The organism is Microvirga massiliensis, from assembly GCF_001006805.1.
GTDB classification, from domain to species: Bacteria; Pseudomonadota; Alphaproteobacteria; order Rhizobiales; family Beijerinckiaceae; genus Microvirga; species Microvirga massiliensis.
Window position 1 is genome coordinate 266,858 of the sequence record NZ_LN811357.1, and the last position, 14,358, is coordinate 281,215.

The following is a 14,358-nucleotide window of genomic DNA, read 5'->3' on the forward strand; positions in this document are numbered from 1 at the left end:
CATGGATCGCATCCCGATCCTGCGGCTAGGAGACGCGCTTCTCGTCACCATCCAGGTCGACATGCACGACCGGCTCGCGATGGCCCTCGAGGAGGACCTGACGAGCCGTATCGTGTCCGACCGTGCCAGGGGAGTGCTGATCGACATCTCGGCCCTCGAGGTCGTGGATTCCTTCATCGGGCGGATGCTCGACAACATCGCGGCAGTCTCGCGCATGCTCGATGCCGATACCGTCGTGGTCGGAATGCGCCCGGCTGTCGCGATCACGCTCGTCGAGCTCGGCCTCTCGCTGACAGGCGTCAAGACCGCCCTCAATGTCGACCGCGGCATGGCCATGATCACGAGGCGCGACAGCGGCCGAGGGGATGTCGATGATCGTGACGAGGGATGACACCCTCCAGATCAGGGTCTCCGACGATGTGGTGAAGGTCCGCCAAGAGGTTCGGACACGCGCCATCGAAATCGGCCTCGGACTCGTGGACCAGACGAAGATCGTGACCGCAGCCAGTGAGCTCGCACGCAACACGCTCGACTATGGTGGCGGAGGCACGGCAAGGCTGCAAATCATCCAGAACGGCCTCCGCAAGGGCCTGCGCCTCACCTTCGAAGACAAGGGCCCGGGAATCCCTGACATCGACCTGGCACTCTCGGACGGATACTCGACCGGCTCGGGGCTCGGACTTGGTTTGGGCGGAGCAAAGCGCCTCTCCAACGAGTTTACGATCACGTCAATCGTGGGCGAGGGCACGCGCGTCTCGATCACGCGCTGGAAATAACGATGCAGTCGCAGGTCGTCCAGGATCAAAGCCAGGTTTCCGAAGCACGACGCAGAGCGCTCCAGCTCGCACAACGCCTGAGTGCGTCGGAGGCTGCGGCCGGCCGCATTGCGATTGCCGTCACGGAACTCGCCACCAACCTTGTGAAGCACGGCTCCGGCGGAGAAATCCTTTTCGGCTCGTACGAGGATCCGACGGGCAGCGGTCTCGAATGCATCTCGCTCGACAAGGGGCGCGGCATGAATGACGTCGAGGCCTGCCTGCGTGACGGCTACTCGACGGCCGGGAGTTCCGGAACGGGACTCGGCGCCGTCAGACGTCAGTCCGATCTCACGGAGATCTACTCGCAGCCGGGATCGGGCACGGCGATCCTGACCCGCTTCGCATTCGGAACGCCCCCAGTCCGCCCGCAACCGGCTCCCTGGGGAGGTCTGAGCTTGGCGAAATCCGGCGAGGAGGTCTGTGGCGATGCCTGGACCGTGCAACGCGACCAGGACGGCGGCTGGGTTCTCATGGTGGCCGACGGGCTCGGCCATGGCCCGATGGCGGCGGATGCATCACAACAGGCCGTCCGTCTGTTCTTAAAGCACTTCGATCGGCCGACCTCGAACATCATCGAGCTCATGCATACGGGCATGCGTGCATCGCGTGGCGCCGCCGTCGCAGTCGCCCGCTTCGACATGACGGGTCGTCGCGTCCTGTTCGCCGGCATCGGCAACATCGCGGGAACGATCTTCTCGAGCCAAGGGGCGCGTAAGATGGTGTCCCACAATGGCACCGTCGGGCACGCCGTGCGAAAAGTGCAGGAATTCGCCTATGATTTTTCCGGGACACCGCTCGTGGTGCTGTGCTCGGACGGGCTCGGGACGAGCTGGTCGTTCGACAATTATCCCGGCCTGACGACCCGTCACCCGACCCTGATATCTTCCGTTCTGTACCGCGATTTCAAACGCATGCGCGATGATGTGACGGTGGTCGCTGTCCGGGGCCAAGCGCCATGAGCCGATCAAAGTACGATGACTTTGCCGCGCGTTTCAGAAGACCGCGCCACTGCACGGATCGGGGCAGCACGCGATGAGCTGGCCGATTCTGGCGGTCGCCGTCCTCTCGGAGACCGATATCGTCATCGCTCGCCAGCGGGCGCGTCGGATCGCCGAGCTGCTCGGATTCGAGCGGCAGGATCAGACCCGGATTGCGACTTCGGTCTCGGAAATCGCCCGCAATGCTTTCGGCTATGGCGGTGGAGGCCGAGTCGAGTTCGTCCTGGACAAGAAACGATCCCCTCAGGAACTCCTCATCCGTATCAGTGACAAGGGCAAAGGAATTGAAGATCTCGATGCCGTGTTGGAGGGACGCTACCGGTCGGAGAGCGGCATGGGCCTCGGCATTGTCGGGGCGCGGCGGCTCGTGGACCGGTTCGAAATCGAGTCGTCCCCAGGGGCCGGCACACGAGTCGTGCTCGCAAAGGCGCTGCCGCGGCGCGCACCTGGCATCTCTCAGAAACAGCTCGGAGATATTGCCGCGCAGCTTGCGAAAGAGGCGACCGGCGAGCCTCTGGCCACAATTCGCGAGCAAAATCTCGAGCTCATGCGCACTCTGGCGGAGCTTCAGGCGAGACAGGACGAGCTCGCAAAAATCAACCGGGAACTCGAGGACACCAATCGCGGCGTCGTTGCTCTCTATGCAGAACTCGACGAGAAGGCCGAGCAGCTCAGGCAGGCGAGCGAGCTGAAATCGCGCTTTCTCTCGAATATCAGCCACGAGTTTCGCACGCCGCTGAATTCCATTCTGGCGCTCTCGCGCCTGCTGCTCGACCAGGTCGATGGTGAGCTCACCGAGGAGCAACACCGACAGGTCGGATATATCCGCAAATCCGCGCAGGGCTTGAGCGAACTCGTCAATGACCTACTCGACCTTGCAAAGGTCGAAGCAGGCAAGATCGACGTTCGACCAGTAACCTTCACGGTCGAGGAGTTGTTCGGCAGTCTCCGGGGCGCTCTCAAGCCCTTGCAGACGAGCCCGGCGGTCGAACTCGTATTCGAGGAGCCTGTGGGACTTCCGATCCTCGTCACAGACGAGGCGAAGGTCGTCCAAGTCCTGCGCAACTTCATCTCGAATGCCCTCAAGTTCACTGAGGCAGGCGAAGTACGTGTCTCTGCCTCCTTCAATCGCGCCCGCCAATGCGTGACGTTTGCAGTCCGAGACACCGGGATCGGCATTGCTCCTGAGCACAAATCCTACATCTTCGAGGAATTTTCCCAGATTGAGAACCGCCTCCAGAGCAGGGCCAAGGGAACGGGACTGGGGCTTCCCCTCTCGAAGAAGCTTGCGGAACTCCTCGGTGGCGAGGTCCACCTCGAGAGCAGTCCGGGTCTGGGATCAACCTTCACTCTCACGATCCCGGCACGTTTCGGCGTTGCAGGTGGACAAGGATCCGGTCCGGAGGGTCCCGGTGGCCGCCCGAGGGTACTCGTCATCGACGACGAGGAAGCATTCCGATATGTCATGCGACAGCTGATCGGCCATTCCTATGACGTCCTCGAAGCCATTGATGGCATGGATGGGCTCCAGAAGGCCCGAGACAGCCGTCCGGACGTAATTTTCCTGGACCTGCGGATGCCGAAACTCGATGGATATGCGCTCCTGAAAGAGCTTGCCGCGGATCCGGCCACACGCGACATCGTCGTGATCGTCTCCACCTCCTCCGAGGTAGGGCCGGAGCAACTTTTACGGTTGTCTCGGACCCATGCCATCCTGTCAAAAGATTCCCTGTCGCGTGAGAGCATCTCATCTCTTCTCCGCGAGGTGACGGCAGCCCGCGGTGCCCTCTGATGAACAAAGCGCCCATTACTATTCTCAACCTCGACGACACGGACGCAATTCGCTACGCGAAGAGCCGGACGCTTCGAAAGGCCGGTTACCACGTCGTGGAGGCCAGCACGGGATATGAAGCGCTCAGGCTTGCTGAAGAGTTGCGGCCGCCGCTCGCAATCCTGGACGTGCGGCTCCCGGACATCAGCGGCCTGGATGTGTGTCGACGCCTGAAGGCGCAGTTCCCGGACATGCTCGTGCTCCAGATGTCCGCTTCTTATGTCGAGAGCCAGGATCGCACTCGCGGGCTGGAGGCCGGAGCCGACAGCTATCTCGTCGAGCCCGTCGAGCCGGACGAGCTCCTCGCGACAATCCGTGCACTCATCCGGATCCGTGAGGCGACGAGTGCCCTGCGCGCCAGCGAGGAGCGCTATCGCTTGATCGTGGAGAGCGCCACGGATTTTGCGATTTTCACCACCGACCTGGAAGGCCGCATCACAAGTTGGAATATCGGCGCCCGCAATCTCCTTGGTTACGAGGAGGAGGAGATCATCGGCCAGGATACGGCAATCCTATGGGCACCCGAAGACCGGGCACGGAATGCGCCGGAGGAGGAAAGAAAGAAAGCCCAATCCGAGGGGCGGGCAGGATATGAACGCTGGCACATCCGCAAGGACGGCTCTCGCTTCTTCGCACACGGGATGACGATGCCGCTCCAGAAGGGCGCGAACGGTCACGGGGGGTTTCTCAAGATCTTGAGAGATCGCACCGAGCGGCGGCTGGCCGAAGAGCGTCAGGAACTGCTCATCCGTGAGCTACATCACCGCGTACGCAATACACTGGCGACCGTGCTGGCTATCGCGGGTGCATCTGCTCGCTCCGCGGATTCGATCGAGGGCTTCAACCAATCCTTCGCAGGTAGAATAGACGCACTCTCTCGGACTCATTCGCTCCTGACGGAGGATGAAAGGCAGATCGTACCCTTTCGCGAGCTCCTCGCCTTTCAGCTCGGCCCCTATAGCGGAGCCGGCACCCGGATCACTCTGAGTGGTCCGACGATCGAGCTTCCGTCGAACCTCGCCGTGCCGATCAGCATGGCAATCCATGAATTGACGACGAACGCAGCCAAGCATGGTTCCCTCTCGGTCGAAGAGGGACAACTCGAGATTACGTGGGAGACTCGACATCAAGACGATGCGCACGTGCTCCATCTGAGTTGGAAGGAGCGAAACGGACCGAAGGTCGAGCCTCCCACGCGCTACGGCTTCGGATCACGCCTTCTCGAACGCGTGCTGGCCACGCAGGCCAATGCCAAACTGGATGTGAACTACGATCCGGAGGGCCTCAGCTTCACGGCCGACATTCCGCTGGAACAGGAGTCCGTAGACTGACGGCGGTACCGTCACAGCTATTCCGTTGTTACGAGGATTCGCTTCGTCATTGCGGGCCAGCACTATGCGAAGCCATGTGTCATTCCGCCATTGTGAGCCGCAGGCGAAGCAATCCATTCTGAGATGGTGGGCTGGATTGATTCACTCCGTTCGCAATGACAGTGTGGGCATCATATCGGATTGCGTGTCACTGACATGCGCGCCAGAGCAAACCTCTGCGCGCACGACACATGACACACCCACTCATCAACTCATCCCTGCCCTTGGGTCCGGATGACAACCAGCCGGTCGGCCCCTGACTCGGGCAGCCAGACTTCGCCCGGCCTGCCGAGAATCTGCCGGACGTCTGCCCCTTCCTCGGATGTCGGGATCGTGCTGAATGTCTCCGTCTTCGGATCGAAAGCATGCACGGCATTCCCGCCGAAGTCCGAGACCCAGACGATATCGCGCTCGTCGACATAGACGGCATAGGGCATGGGCCTCTCACCCGGTACCTTCCAGGCCTTCCATTCACCGGTTTTAGGATCGTGCATCGAGAGTTGGCCCGAATTCCATTCCGAGACCCAGAGCCGCCCCCGGCTGTCCGACCAGACCCGGCGGGCGCCCTGGCCCGGTGTCGGAGGTTCGATGACCTGCGCCTTGCCCGTGGGCTGGTCGATTTTCGCGAGATAGCTGCCGGCGAGCGAAACGAAGTAGACCTCGCCCTCGGGCGTGGCGGCGATCCCATATGGTCCCCTGCCCTTCGGCGCCTTGAAGATCCTGATATCGCCCGTCCTCGGATCGAGCCGCCCGTATATGCCGCCTTGACCCGTGAACCAGTAGATGCCGTCCCGGCCGAAGGCGCCGGTATTGAGATCCGCGTTTCCGGTTCCCTTCGGGAGTCGCCAGACCTTCACCTCCTCGCTCTTCGGATCGAAACGCACGATCGCGTTCTGCCCGCTATCGGTGATCCAGGCGGCTCCGTCCGGGCCCTGAACGACGCCATGCGGCGATGATTTCGGGCCGAGCGAAATCTCGCGAATGGCGCCCGTCGATGGATCGAGAATGCCGAGGGCTCCACGGGGCTGGGCGGTGTACCAGACCTTTCCCTCGGGCGCGGGCGCGACATCGTGCGGGCCTGCGCCCGAGGGAAGCTGATAGACTTGGCGATCGAGAGCCAGAGCAGCCGAAGAGATGAAAGCGGCGAGAAGCGCAGAAAGCGCAAGACGGCTCGAGAACGTAGCCATGGGCCATTCTCCCCGTTGTTGCCGGACGAGAATACCGCCTCACGGTAGCACTTTCGAGACCCCGCAGGACTAAGCCCATCACGCTCCCGCGACCCCAGCATCACTCTGGTGTCGCTTCAGGTGGGCAAAGAGGGGCATCCCACGCGCAACGGATCACCAGCCCCTGCGAAGGCAGTTCAGCGTTTCAGCCGCCGCACATTGGCCCGAACACGCCTGCGATAGCCGCGCACGACCCTGCCGGGCGATCCGCCCGTCGCGAGGGTCGTTGCGGCCTCGGCGAAGGCCAGCACCTTCTCGGTCACCATCAGATGGTTTTCCGCCAAGCTTCCGCGGCCGAGAGCAGCCTGCGTCAACCTCAGCCCGATGACCGTCTGAGCCTCCATGGCCAGGAGCGTCGTGTCGGCCGCCAACTTGAACCAGGGGAGTAGCATCCGAATCCTTCCGTACGTGGCTTCTACCAACACTTCGGAAGTGAATTTGATCCCTATTCGGCAGCCGCTGTCCCGGGGACTTTTCCAGCAGGCGTGACCATTGGCCCGCCCCGGAGACAGCATCACGAGGGGAGAAGACGGAAGCAGCCATCAAGCGGCGCGAAATGTCGCGACAGTCGCGAGGGTCGTCCGGCAGGCCGCGCGAGTCTCCGCGAGACAGGCGCGCCAGTCTTCCCTCGCCTGGCAGGCCTCCTCGAGCCTCCTGCACCGCCTGGAGAGTTCCCCGAAGCCGAGCATTCCGCTGACCGAGACGAGCGCATGCGCCGCACGGGCGAGTTCCTCGACATCGTCTTTCAGGAGGTCCTCATCCATGGCGCTTTCCAGCTGGTTTCGGAACATCTCCAGTAAGCACGCGACCGACTCGGCGCCCACGGTCCTGCGCAGTTCGACCAGAACCTGGTCGTCCACCAGGAACGAGCTATCTGCATGGGCGCTCGTCTGAAGTGCTACCCATTGCTCGATCGTGGCGAGAAGCTCACGCCGGTTGAACGGCTTGCCGATATGGGCATCCATGCCGGCCTCGTGGAACGCCTGCACCTGCTGCGGCAGGACATTGGCCGTCATGGCGACGATCGGAACGTTGCACCGCGGATACGGCAAGGCCCTGATCGTACGCGTCGCACTGATCCCGTCCATCACCGGCATCTGGATGTCCATCAGCACGAGATCGAAGGTTTCCTGCTGCACGAGCGCGACGGCGGCTGCGCCATCCTGGGCAACGGACACCGCATGACCGGCCTTTTCGAGGACCGCGCAGGCGATCTCCCGATTGATCTCGTTATCTTCGACGAGGAGGACTCGGCACCCCGTGCTCCGCCCCTCGTTTCGATCGATCGTCAACGGATCCGCATCTGTCACTTCCGCTTCGACGAGAACAACTTCGATCCAGAAGGTCGAACCGCGGCCGACCTCGCTTTCGAACCCGATCACTCCACCCATCAATTCCGCGAGGCGCTTGGAGATGGCGAGGCCGAGCCCCGCGCCACCGAACTCGCGGCGGATCGAGCCGTCGACCTGGCTGAACCGCTCGAACAGCGTATCGGCATGGTCGGCGGGAATTCCAATTCCTGTATCCACCACCGAGAACCGGAGAATGTGCCGCCCGGCTTCGACTGCGGGCTGCGCGACGACAGTGACCCGCACCTCCCCGATCGCAGTGAACTTCACGCCATTGTTGAGCAGATTGAGCAGGATTTGGCGGAGTCGATTCTCGTCGCCAAGCAAGGCGAGCGGCAAGTCTCTTGGCAGGTCGAGGACAACCTGAAGCCCCTTGTTCTCTGCGAGCCCTCGGATGATCGCCACAGCATCCTCGGCGACGCGTCGTGGCGAGAAGCTGTGCATCTCGAGAGCGATCCTGCCGGCCTCGATGCGAGAGAAATCGAGCACGTCGTCAACGACCGTGAGGAGCGCCGTGCCGGCCGTCTGGATGCGTTCCGTGCTCCGGCGCTGATCGGGCGTGAGGCTTGCATCATCGAGCAGCAATTCCGCATGGCCGAGCATGCCGTTCAAGGGCGTGCGCAGCTCGTGGCTCATATTGGCCAGGAACTCGGACTTGGCCTTGGCAGCCGCCTCGGCCCGCGACTTCGCTTCGATGAGGGCTTCCGTTTGGGCCCGAATCTGCTCCTCGGCCTGCTTGCGCACGCTGATGTCGCGGATGATCACGCTTGCCGTGATATCATCGCCATCGTTCCAGACGGAGATCGTCAGCTCCACCGGGAAAGTGCGCCCGTCGCGGTGACGCGCTACGAGTTCCTGCGGCGGCACCGGCCTGCGAGGAGCATCGCCGGTGGATGCAGCGTCGATGCCGCGTTCGAGGGCTCCATCCAGGTCCTCCTGCACGAGGGCATAAACAGGATGCCCGAGCGCTTCCTCGCGGGAATAGCCGAACAACGTCTCAGCAGCTTTGTTCCAGAAGGTGATCCGCCCGAATCCATCACAGCACACGATCGCATCGGACGTCGTTGCAGCAATCTGGACAGACATTTCCTCTACCGACGCGAGGCGGCGCAACTCGCGATGCGCTCGAAGATCACGAAGACTCACGAAGGTCTTCGTGCCCTGGGCGTATCGAATCGACTTCGTGACGACTTCGACGGGGATATCCTCGCCACGTGCCGTCCGGAGGACGGTTTCACGGCTGTCTCCGGTGGGCAGCACATCGCCAGTCGTCCAGTCCGGCAGCAGAATGCGCAAGGGTGACCCGATGAGCCGTGCATGATCACCATGCAATGCGCCAAGGCTGCAGTTCACATCCCTGATCACTTCGCCCTCGCAGACCGCAATCCCCTCCACCATCGCATCGACGATCGTCTTGAGTCGCTCGATCTCGCGTGAAGCCTGTTCGAAGCGACGCTCCTCCCCAGCGGCGCTGGCGAGGCCGAGAATCAGGAGCCCCAGGGTACCGCTCGCGATGGCAAGGGCGAGTTGGCTTCGCTCGGTGGCGCCGCCGCTCACGAGCGATGGGGCATCGGAGGGAACTCTGAATGCCGCGAGGCCGGTGAAATGAAGGATGAGGACGGCGGTGGTGAGAAAACCGACGGCGGCGAAGTGAGAGGCCGGGTTCGGGGATTCCATTCCGAGCCGCAGCGCCAGGGCGACGAGGCTGACTCCGGCTGCAATGGACACGAGCAGGTAGAGTTGGTTCCAGGCAAGCACGCCTTGCCCGAAATTCGCGGCGAGGCCGAGATAGTGCATCGCGACGACGCCGATCCCGAACACGAGCCCGGCTCCGAAGGAGCGCTGTGAAGACGCCCCCGGGCTCCGGATCAGCCAAGCGAGCCAGGCGGAGCAGACGACGACGATCAGCGCGACCAGGGTTCCGGTCGGCGCGAGATTGACGGGTGTGCCCGGCCGGTAGGCCAGCATCGAGACGAAGTGGGTCGTCCACACGCCGATGCCGGCGGCGGTCGCCGCGCCGGCACGCCATAGGGCGGGCTTCGGCGAAAGCGGGCTGCGGCGGTGAAGCCGAAAGGCCGTATAGCTTGCGAAGAAGCAGATGGCGGCGGCCAGGACGACCAGCCAGACATCGTGCTGCCCTGCGGTGGCTTGAAGGTTTCGAACCATGGATGCCTCGGAACTGAGGCAGTTTCACATGGCCCTGTTAAGAGCCGGTTCCGCAAAAACATGACAGGAGACGGTTGCGGTTTGACATCTCGTCAACCACTCCGCAGTGCCCTTGCATCCGTCGGGTCGACAAGGCGCAGGGTGCCGCGCTCGGCGGATATCGTCGTCCCCCGCTCGGGCCCGGCGGTCTGCCGGCCACGTCCGGAGTTCGCACGAAGGCAGCGCGGCGGTCGCGATACTGCGCTGCTGCTGATGTCTGGTGTGGCGCGCTGGCCTCAGGCGCTGGCCTTGACCTTCGCCACGGCCTGGTTCGGGATCTCGACTTCGATCTCGAGAGTCGAGAGCGCATCGCCCCGATCCATGCGAATCTGCACCTGTTCCTTGTCGACGGCCACGTGCTTTGCGATGACCGCGAGGATCTCCTCCTGCAGGAGGGAGACGAGCTCCGGCTTCCCGCCGAGGACGCCCCGCTCGTGAGCGAGCAGGATCTGGAGGCGCTCGCGTGCGACAGGCGCCGAGTTCTTCCGCTGGAAAAAATTCAGAATGTTCATGCAGCCCTCCGGCCGAAGAATTTCCCGAAGAGGCCCCGCCTGTCGCTGGGAATCGTGACCTGGAGCGTCTCGCCCTTCAGGCGGCGCGCGGCTTCCGCATAGGCGCGCGCAGGTGCGCTGGCCGGGCTGTTCACGGTCACCGGTGCGCCGACGTTTGAGGCTTTCAGGACCTCTTCGCTCTCCGGGATGATGCCGATGAGCGGGATGGAGAGGATCTCCAGGACGTCGTCGACCTTCAGCATCTCGCCACGGCCTGCGCGACCGGCGTCGTAGCGCGTCAGGAGAAGGTGCTTGTCCATCTTCTCGCCGCGCTCGGCCTTCTGGGTCTTCGAGTCGAGGAGGCCGATGATGCGGTCGGAATCGCGCACGGATGACACTTCGGGATTCGTCACCACGACCGCCACATCCGCATGGCGCATGGCCAGTTGGGCGCCGCGCTCGATCCCGGCCGGGCTGTCGCAGATGATCCAGTCGAACCGGTCGCGCAAATCGTTGAGCACACGCTCGACACCGGCTTCGGTCAGCGCATCCTTGTCGCGCGTCTGCGAGGCGGGCAGCAGCGACAGGTTGTCGAGCCGCTTGTCGCGGATCAATGCCTGCGGGAGCTTCGCATCGCCCTGGACGACGTTGATGAGATCGTAAACGACGCGACGCTCCGCGCCCATGACGAGATCGAGATTGCGCAGGCCAACGTCAAAATCGACGACGACGACTTTCTCTCCGCCCTGTGCCAGGGCTGCACCGAGCGCGGCCGTCGACGTGGTCTTGCCGACGCCGCCCTTGCCCGATGTGACGACCAACACTTTGGCCATTTTCTTCCCCTCTTCCTTCTTTCAGTCCAGGGCTTCAACGATGATGCTGTCGCCGCGCAGGGCGATCTGCACGGGCTGTCCGCGATAACGCGGGTCGAGGTCGTCGGCAGCCCTGTAGAGGCCATCGATCGCGATGAGTTCCGCCTCGAACCGGCGGCAGAAGATGCGAGCCCGTCCGTGACCGGTGGCGCCCGCGATGGCGCGTCCCCGCAATGCGCCATAAATGTGGACCGAACCGCCTGCGATGACCTCCGCGCCCGAGGCGACGGACCCGAGCACGATCACGTCCCCTTCCGGATGCATGACCGACTGGCCTGAGCGAACGGACCCTTCGATGAGAAGGGAGGGCCCCGGCTGGGGAGCCGGCATGGCGGTCGGAATGGGATCGGAGGAGGCCGACTTCTCGGGGTCCGGCGCCGATACCGGCTGTTCGGCTTTGGGCGCTTCAGGGGCAGGCTCCTCGGGAATGACGCCCGCAGCCCGGTCCGCCGCCTTCGAGGCGGCCCGATAACCATGCGTTGCAGGCGGCTCCACCATGGGGCCTGGGCGACCGCCGCTAATCGGCGGCGGGAGGCCGAACCCGAGCTGGGACGGATCTGCACCCTCGATGCCGATGATCCGAATCTCGAACTTCGAGAGGTCGGCGATCAGCGCCATCAGCTCGTCCTTCACGAGCTGGACTCCGGACACGTCGAGAATGATGGCGCGGCCGGAGAAGAAGCCGGGCGAGCGCTCGGCAACTCCGGCGAGGTCGGCAAGCCAGGCGTCGAGCGGCGATTCCGGCGCAATGACGAGGGCCATGAAGGAGCGGCCGCGGAATCGGAGAGTGGGGCGGGGTTTTACGGCGATGGTCACGGGCGTGATCGATCCTGAAGATGTATCGATCTGGGACTACCATGGTTAATGCCCGGTTAATCCATGGCTCGCGTCTTCACTTCTCCAAAAGAAATGGGCGCCAAGGGCGCCCGGATGTCTCTTCGGGGCCTCGGGCCGGCAATGTGCTCGCGACCCGAGGGTGCTTCATCGACACGTCGATGGTTAGGAGATGAGGATCAGGTGATCACCACGCTGGCCGATTGTGTCGGTGCGGGCACCACATAGACCGTCTTCTCGCGCGGGGCCACGAGGAGCACGACGATGGCGAGAATGAGAAGACCGAAGAGGAGCGCCTCGGACCGCGTCGGCGCCTGCCGCCACCACGGGGCGTCACCCATCCCGGATATTGTGCGCTCCGGCAGGCAGTCCCGCGCCTGCTCGGTCGGTGTCGATCGGTTCTGTGCCACGGCAGCCTGCCCTCGGCTTGGTTAAGACTTCGTTAAGTTTCTACGTCGGAAGGCGGAAGCACGCCAGCGGGAATTCACCTTGAGGTTAATGCATGGCCCGGCGATCGGGTACATCATGCGGCCGTGACAAGTCTTCCTGATCATGGGATCGTTGTGCATTGCGTGATCGCCATTCTTTGTTCGGGAGCCATTCTTGATCTCGATCGGCGACCTTGATTCTCTCGCCGCCTGGCATGATGCCATCGAGGAAGGCTTCTGCGCGCTGGACCAGAACTGGCGCATCATCGCCGTCAACGACACTGCTCTCGCCCTCGTCGGGTTCAGCCGCGAAGCAGCTTACGACCGGATCCTTTGGGAGGTCATTCCGGGCTCGGCCGAAACCGAATATGGCGCCTTCCTCCGCCGCGCCATGGCGCAGGCGCAGCGTCTGAACTTCGAGGTGGAGAGCCGCCTCGATCCCGGGCGCTTCTATCGGGCCGTCGTGCTCCCCCTCGCGGCCGATGTCGGAATCGCCGTCGCGTTTTATGAGACCACCCGCGAGCGGGCGCTTGAGCGCAAACGCGCACGCGAGGTACGGGAGAACGAGATTCGTCTTCGCCTCGCGCTCGAAGCGACGCGGACCGGGATCTGGGATGTCGATATTCCGACCAGCACAATGACCCTGGACGAGCGCTGTCGCGAGTTGCTGGGCATCCGGGCGGAAGAGCGTCTCACCTACGAGGTGTTCCTGTCTCTGCTCCATCCGGCTGACCGCACTGCCGCCGTCGAAGGCATCGAGCGTGGGCTCGATCCCCACGGCACGGGCGAGATCCGGGCGGAATACCGCATCCTCATGCTGGAAACCTGGGAAGACCGGTGGGTCGCAGTCCAGGGCAAGGTCTACTTCGAGGCCGGGCAGCCCGTCCGCATCACCGGAACGCTGCGAGACATCACCCCGCGCAAGCAGACCGAAGAGGCGCTGAAAGCGCGTGAGCGCCAGCTCATGGAGGCACTTCAGGCGGCCTCCATGGCCGCATTCGAATATGACAATCGCCGCAACCGACTGACGAAGGGCCCGCGTCTCAACGAGATCTACGGGTTTCCGTCGGATCACGAGATTACCCTTTCGGATATGCAGGGCCGCTGTCACCCGGCCGACATCGAGCGCTTTTGCGAGATCTTCGCACCCGAATCGGCAGAGCCGGCGCAGAATTTCGAAGTCGAGTTTCGCCTGCTCCTCCCGGGGAACACGATACGATGGATGAGCAGCCGGGGAGAATATGTCCGCGATCCCCAGAGCCGTCTGGTCAAGACCCGCGGCATCGTGATGGACGTGACGGACCGCAAGCACGTGGAGGAGCGTCAGATTCTGCTGATGCACGAGCTGAATCACCGCGTGAAGAATACGCTCGCGACCGTTCAATCGGTCGTGAACCGGACGTTGCGCGGCGATGCCCGCACGGACGCCATGCGGCGCGACATCGAGCAGCGCCTCCTGGCGCTTTCGCGCGCTCATGATGTGCTCACGCGCGAGAATTGGGAGAGCGCGAGCCTGAACAGCCTCGTTGCCGAGGCCCTTCGCCCCTATCGGGAATCCGCGGACCGTCTAACGGCAAAGGGGCCGGAGCTGCGCCTCCCGCCTCAGGACGTGCTCGGCCTCTCGATGGCGCTGCACGAGCTCGCGACGAATGCCGCGAAATACGGAGCATTGTCGGTTCCAGGAGGTTCCGTGGCGATCACCTGGACGATCGAGGCCGGCCCGCAGCCGAAACTCGTCCTCTGCTGGCGGGAGCAGAACGGACCGCCTCCGACTCCACCGCAGCGGCAGGGTTTCGGAACACGGCTCATCGAACGCAGCCTCGCCCATGTGGAAGGTGCAAAGGTCACTCTTCGCTACCCGCGAGAGGGCGCCATTTGCCAATTCGAATTGCCGCTGCGCAGCGCGTCCCCGAATCCGAACACCCGCATGAGCTGA

The 14,358-nt window shown here is 63.4% G+C and carries 13 protein-coding genes; 6 read left to right on the top strand and 7 right to left on the bottom strand.

Features of this window, described 5'->3' with window-relative positions; translation table 11 throughout:
• The first annotated feature begins 1 nt into the window (after position 1).
• The 5 genes from BN1233_RS23600 (at position 2) to BN1233_RS23620 (ending at position 4,978) form a co-directional block, all read left to right on the top strand.
• On the top strand, positions 2–391 hold the full coding sequence (locus BN1233_RS23600; RefSeq protein ID WP_046866039.1) for an STAS domain-containing protein: 390 nt from the start codon (positions 2–4) through the stop codon (positions 389–391).
• On the top strand, positions 372–776 hold the full coding sequence (locus BN1233_RS23605) for an anti-sigma regulatory factor (RefSeq protein WP_046866040.1): 405 nt from the start codon (positions 372–374) through the stop codon (positions 774–776). The genes BN1233_RS23600 and BN1233_RS23605 overlap by 20 nt, the downstream gene beginning before the upstream one ends.
• A 2-nt stretch (positions 777–778) precedes the next feature.
• Positions 779–1,777: an ATP-binding SpoIIE family protein phosphatase gene (locus BN1233_RS23610; protein WP_046866041.1), complete on the top strand. Its 999-nt coding sequence runs from the start codon at positions 779–781 to the stop codon at positions 1,775–1,777.
• A gap of 73 nt (positions 1,778–1,850) precedes the next feature.
• Complete coding sequence (locus BN1233_RS23615) at positions 1,851–3,608, top strand: ATP-binding protein (RefSeq protein WP_046866042.1); 1,758 nt, start codon at positions 1,851–1,853, stop codon at positions 3,606–3,608.
• The gene (locus BN1233_RS23620; RefSeq protein WP_082145615.1) at positions 3,608–4,978 is read left to right on the top strand and encodes a PAS domain S-box protein; all 1,371 of its coding nucleotides are present in this window, start codon (positions 3,608–3,610) and stop codon (positions 4,976–4,978) included. The genes BN1233_RS23615 and BN1233_RS23620 overlap by 1 nt, the downstream gene beginning before the upstream one ends.
• A gap of 251 nt (positions 4,979–5,229) precedes the next feature.
• Here the strand turns inward: BN1233_RS23620 and BN1233_RS23625 are convergent, their stop codons facing one another.
• From BN1233_RS23625 to BN1233_RS47205, 7 genes are all read right to left on the bottom strand, one after another.
• Entirely contained in the window at positions 5,230–6,204 is a 975-nt protein-coding gene (locus tag BN1233_RS23625) for a Vgb family protein (RefSeq protein ID WP_046866043.1), read from the bottom strand.
• A 176-nt stretch (positions 6,205–6,380) separates the two neighbouring features.
• Entirely contained in the window at positions 6,381–6,635 is a 255-nt protein-coding gene (locus BN1233_RS23630) for a hypothetical protein (protein WP_046866044.1), read from the bottom strand.
• Between the two features lie 150 nt (positions 6,636–6,785).
• Positions 6,786–9,758: an ATP-binding protein gene (locus BN1233_RS43235; RefSeq protein ID WP_052763898.1), complete on the bottom strand. Its 2,973-nt coding sequence runs from the start codon at positions 9,756–9,758 to the stop codon at positions 6,786–6,788.
• Positions 9,759–10,033: 275 nt separating this feature from the next.
• On the bottom strand, positions 10,034–10,309 hold the full coding sequence (minE, locus tag BN1233_RS23640) for a cell division topological specificity factor MinE (RefSeq protein WP_046866045.1): 276 nt from the start codon (positions 10,307–10,309) through the stop codon (positions 10,034–10,036).
• On the bottom strand, positions 10,306–11,121 hold the full coding sequence (minD, locus tag BN1233_RS23645) for a septum site-determining protein MinD (protein WP_046866046.1): 816 nt from the start codon (positions 11,119–11,121) through the stop codon (positions 10,306–10,308). Before minD ends, minE begins: the two co-directional genes overlap by 4 nt.
• 21 nt (positions 11,122–11,142) lie before the next feature.
• Complete coding sequence (gene minC / locus BN1233_RS23650; RefSeq protein ID WP_048708416.1) at positions 11,143–11,976, bottom strand: septum site-determining protein MinC; 834 nt, start codon at positions 11,974–11,976, stop codon at positions 11,143–11,145.
• A gap of 197 nt (positions 11,977–12,173) precedes the next feature.
• Complete coding sequence (locus BN1233_RS47205) at positions 12,174–12,404, bottom strand: hypothetical protein (RefSeq protein ID WP_147707468.1); 231 nt, start codon at positions 12,402–12,404, stop codon at positions 12,174–12,176.
• Positions 12,405–12,597: 193 nt separating this feature from the next.
• On the opposite strand from BN1233_RS47205, the gene BN1233_RS23655 reads away from it, so the two are divergent.
• Positions 12,598–14,358 carry an HWE histidine kinase domain-containing protein gene (locus BN1233_RS23655; protein ID WP_046866047.1) on the top strand — a complete coding sequence of 587 codons (1,761 nt, stop codon included), beginning with the start codon at positions 12,598–12,600 and terminating at the stop codon, positions 14,356–14,358.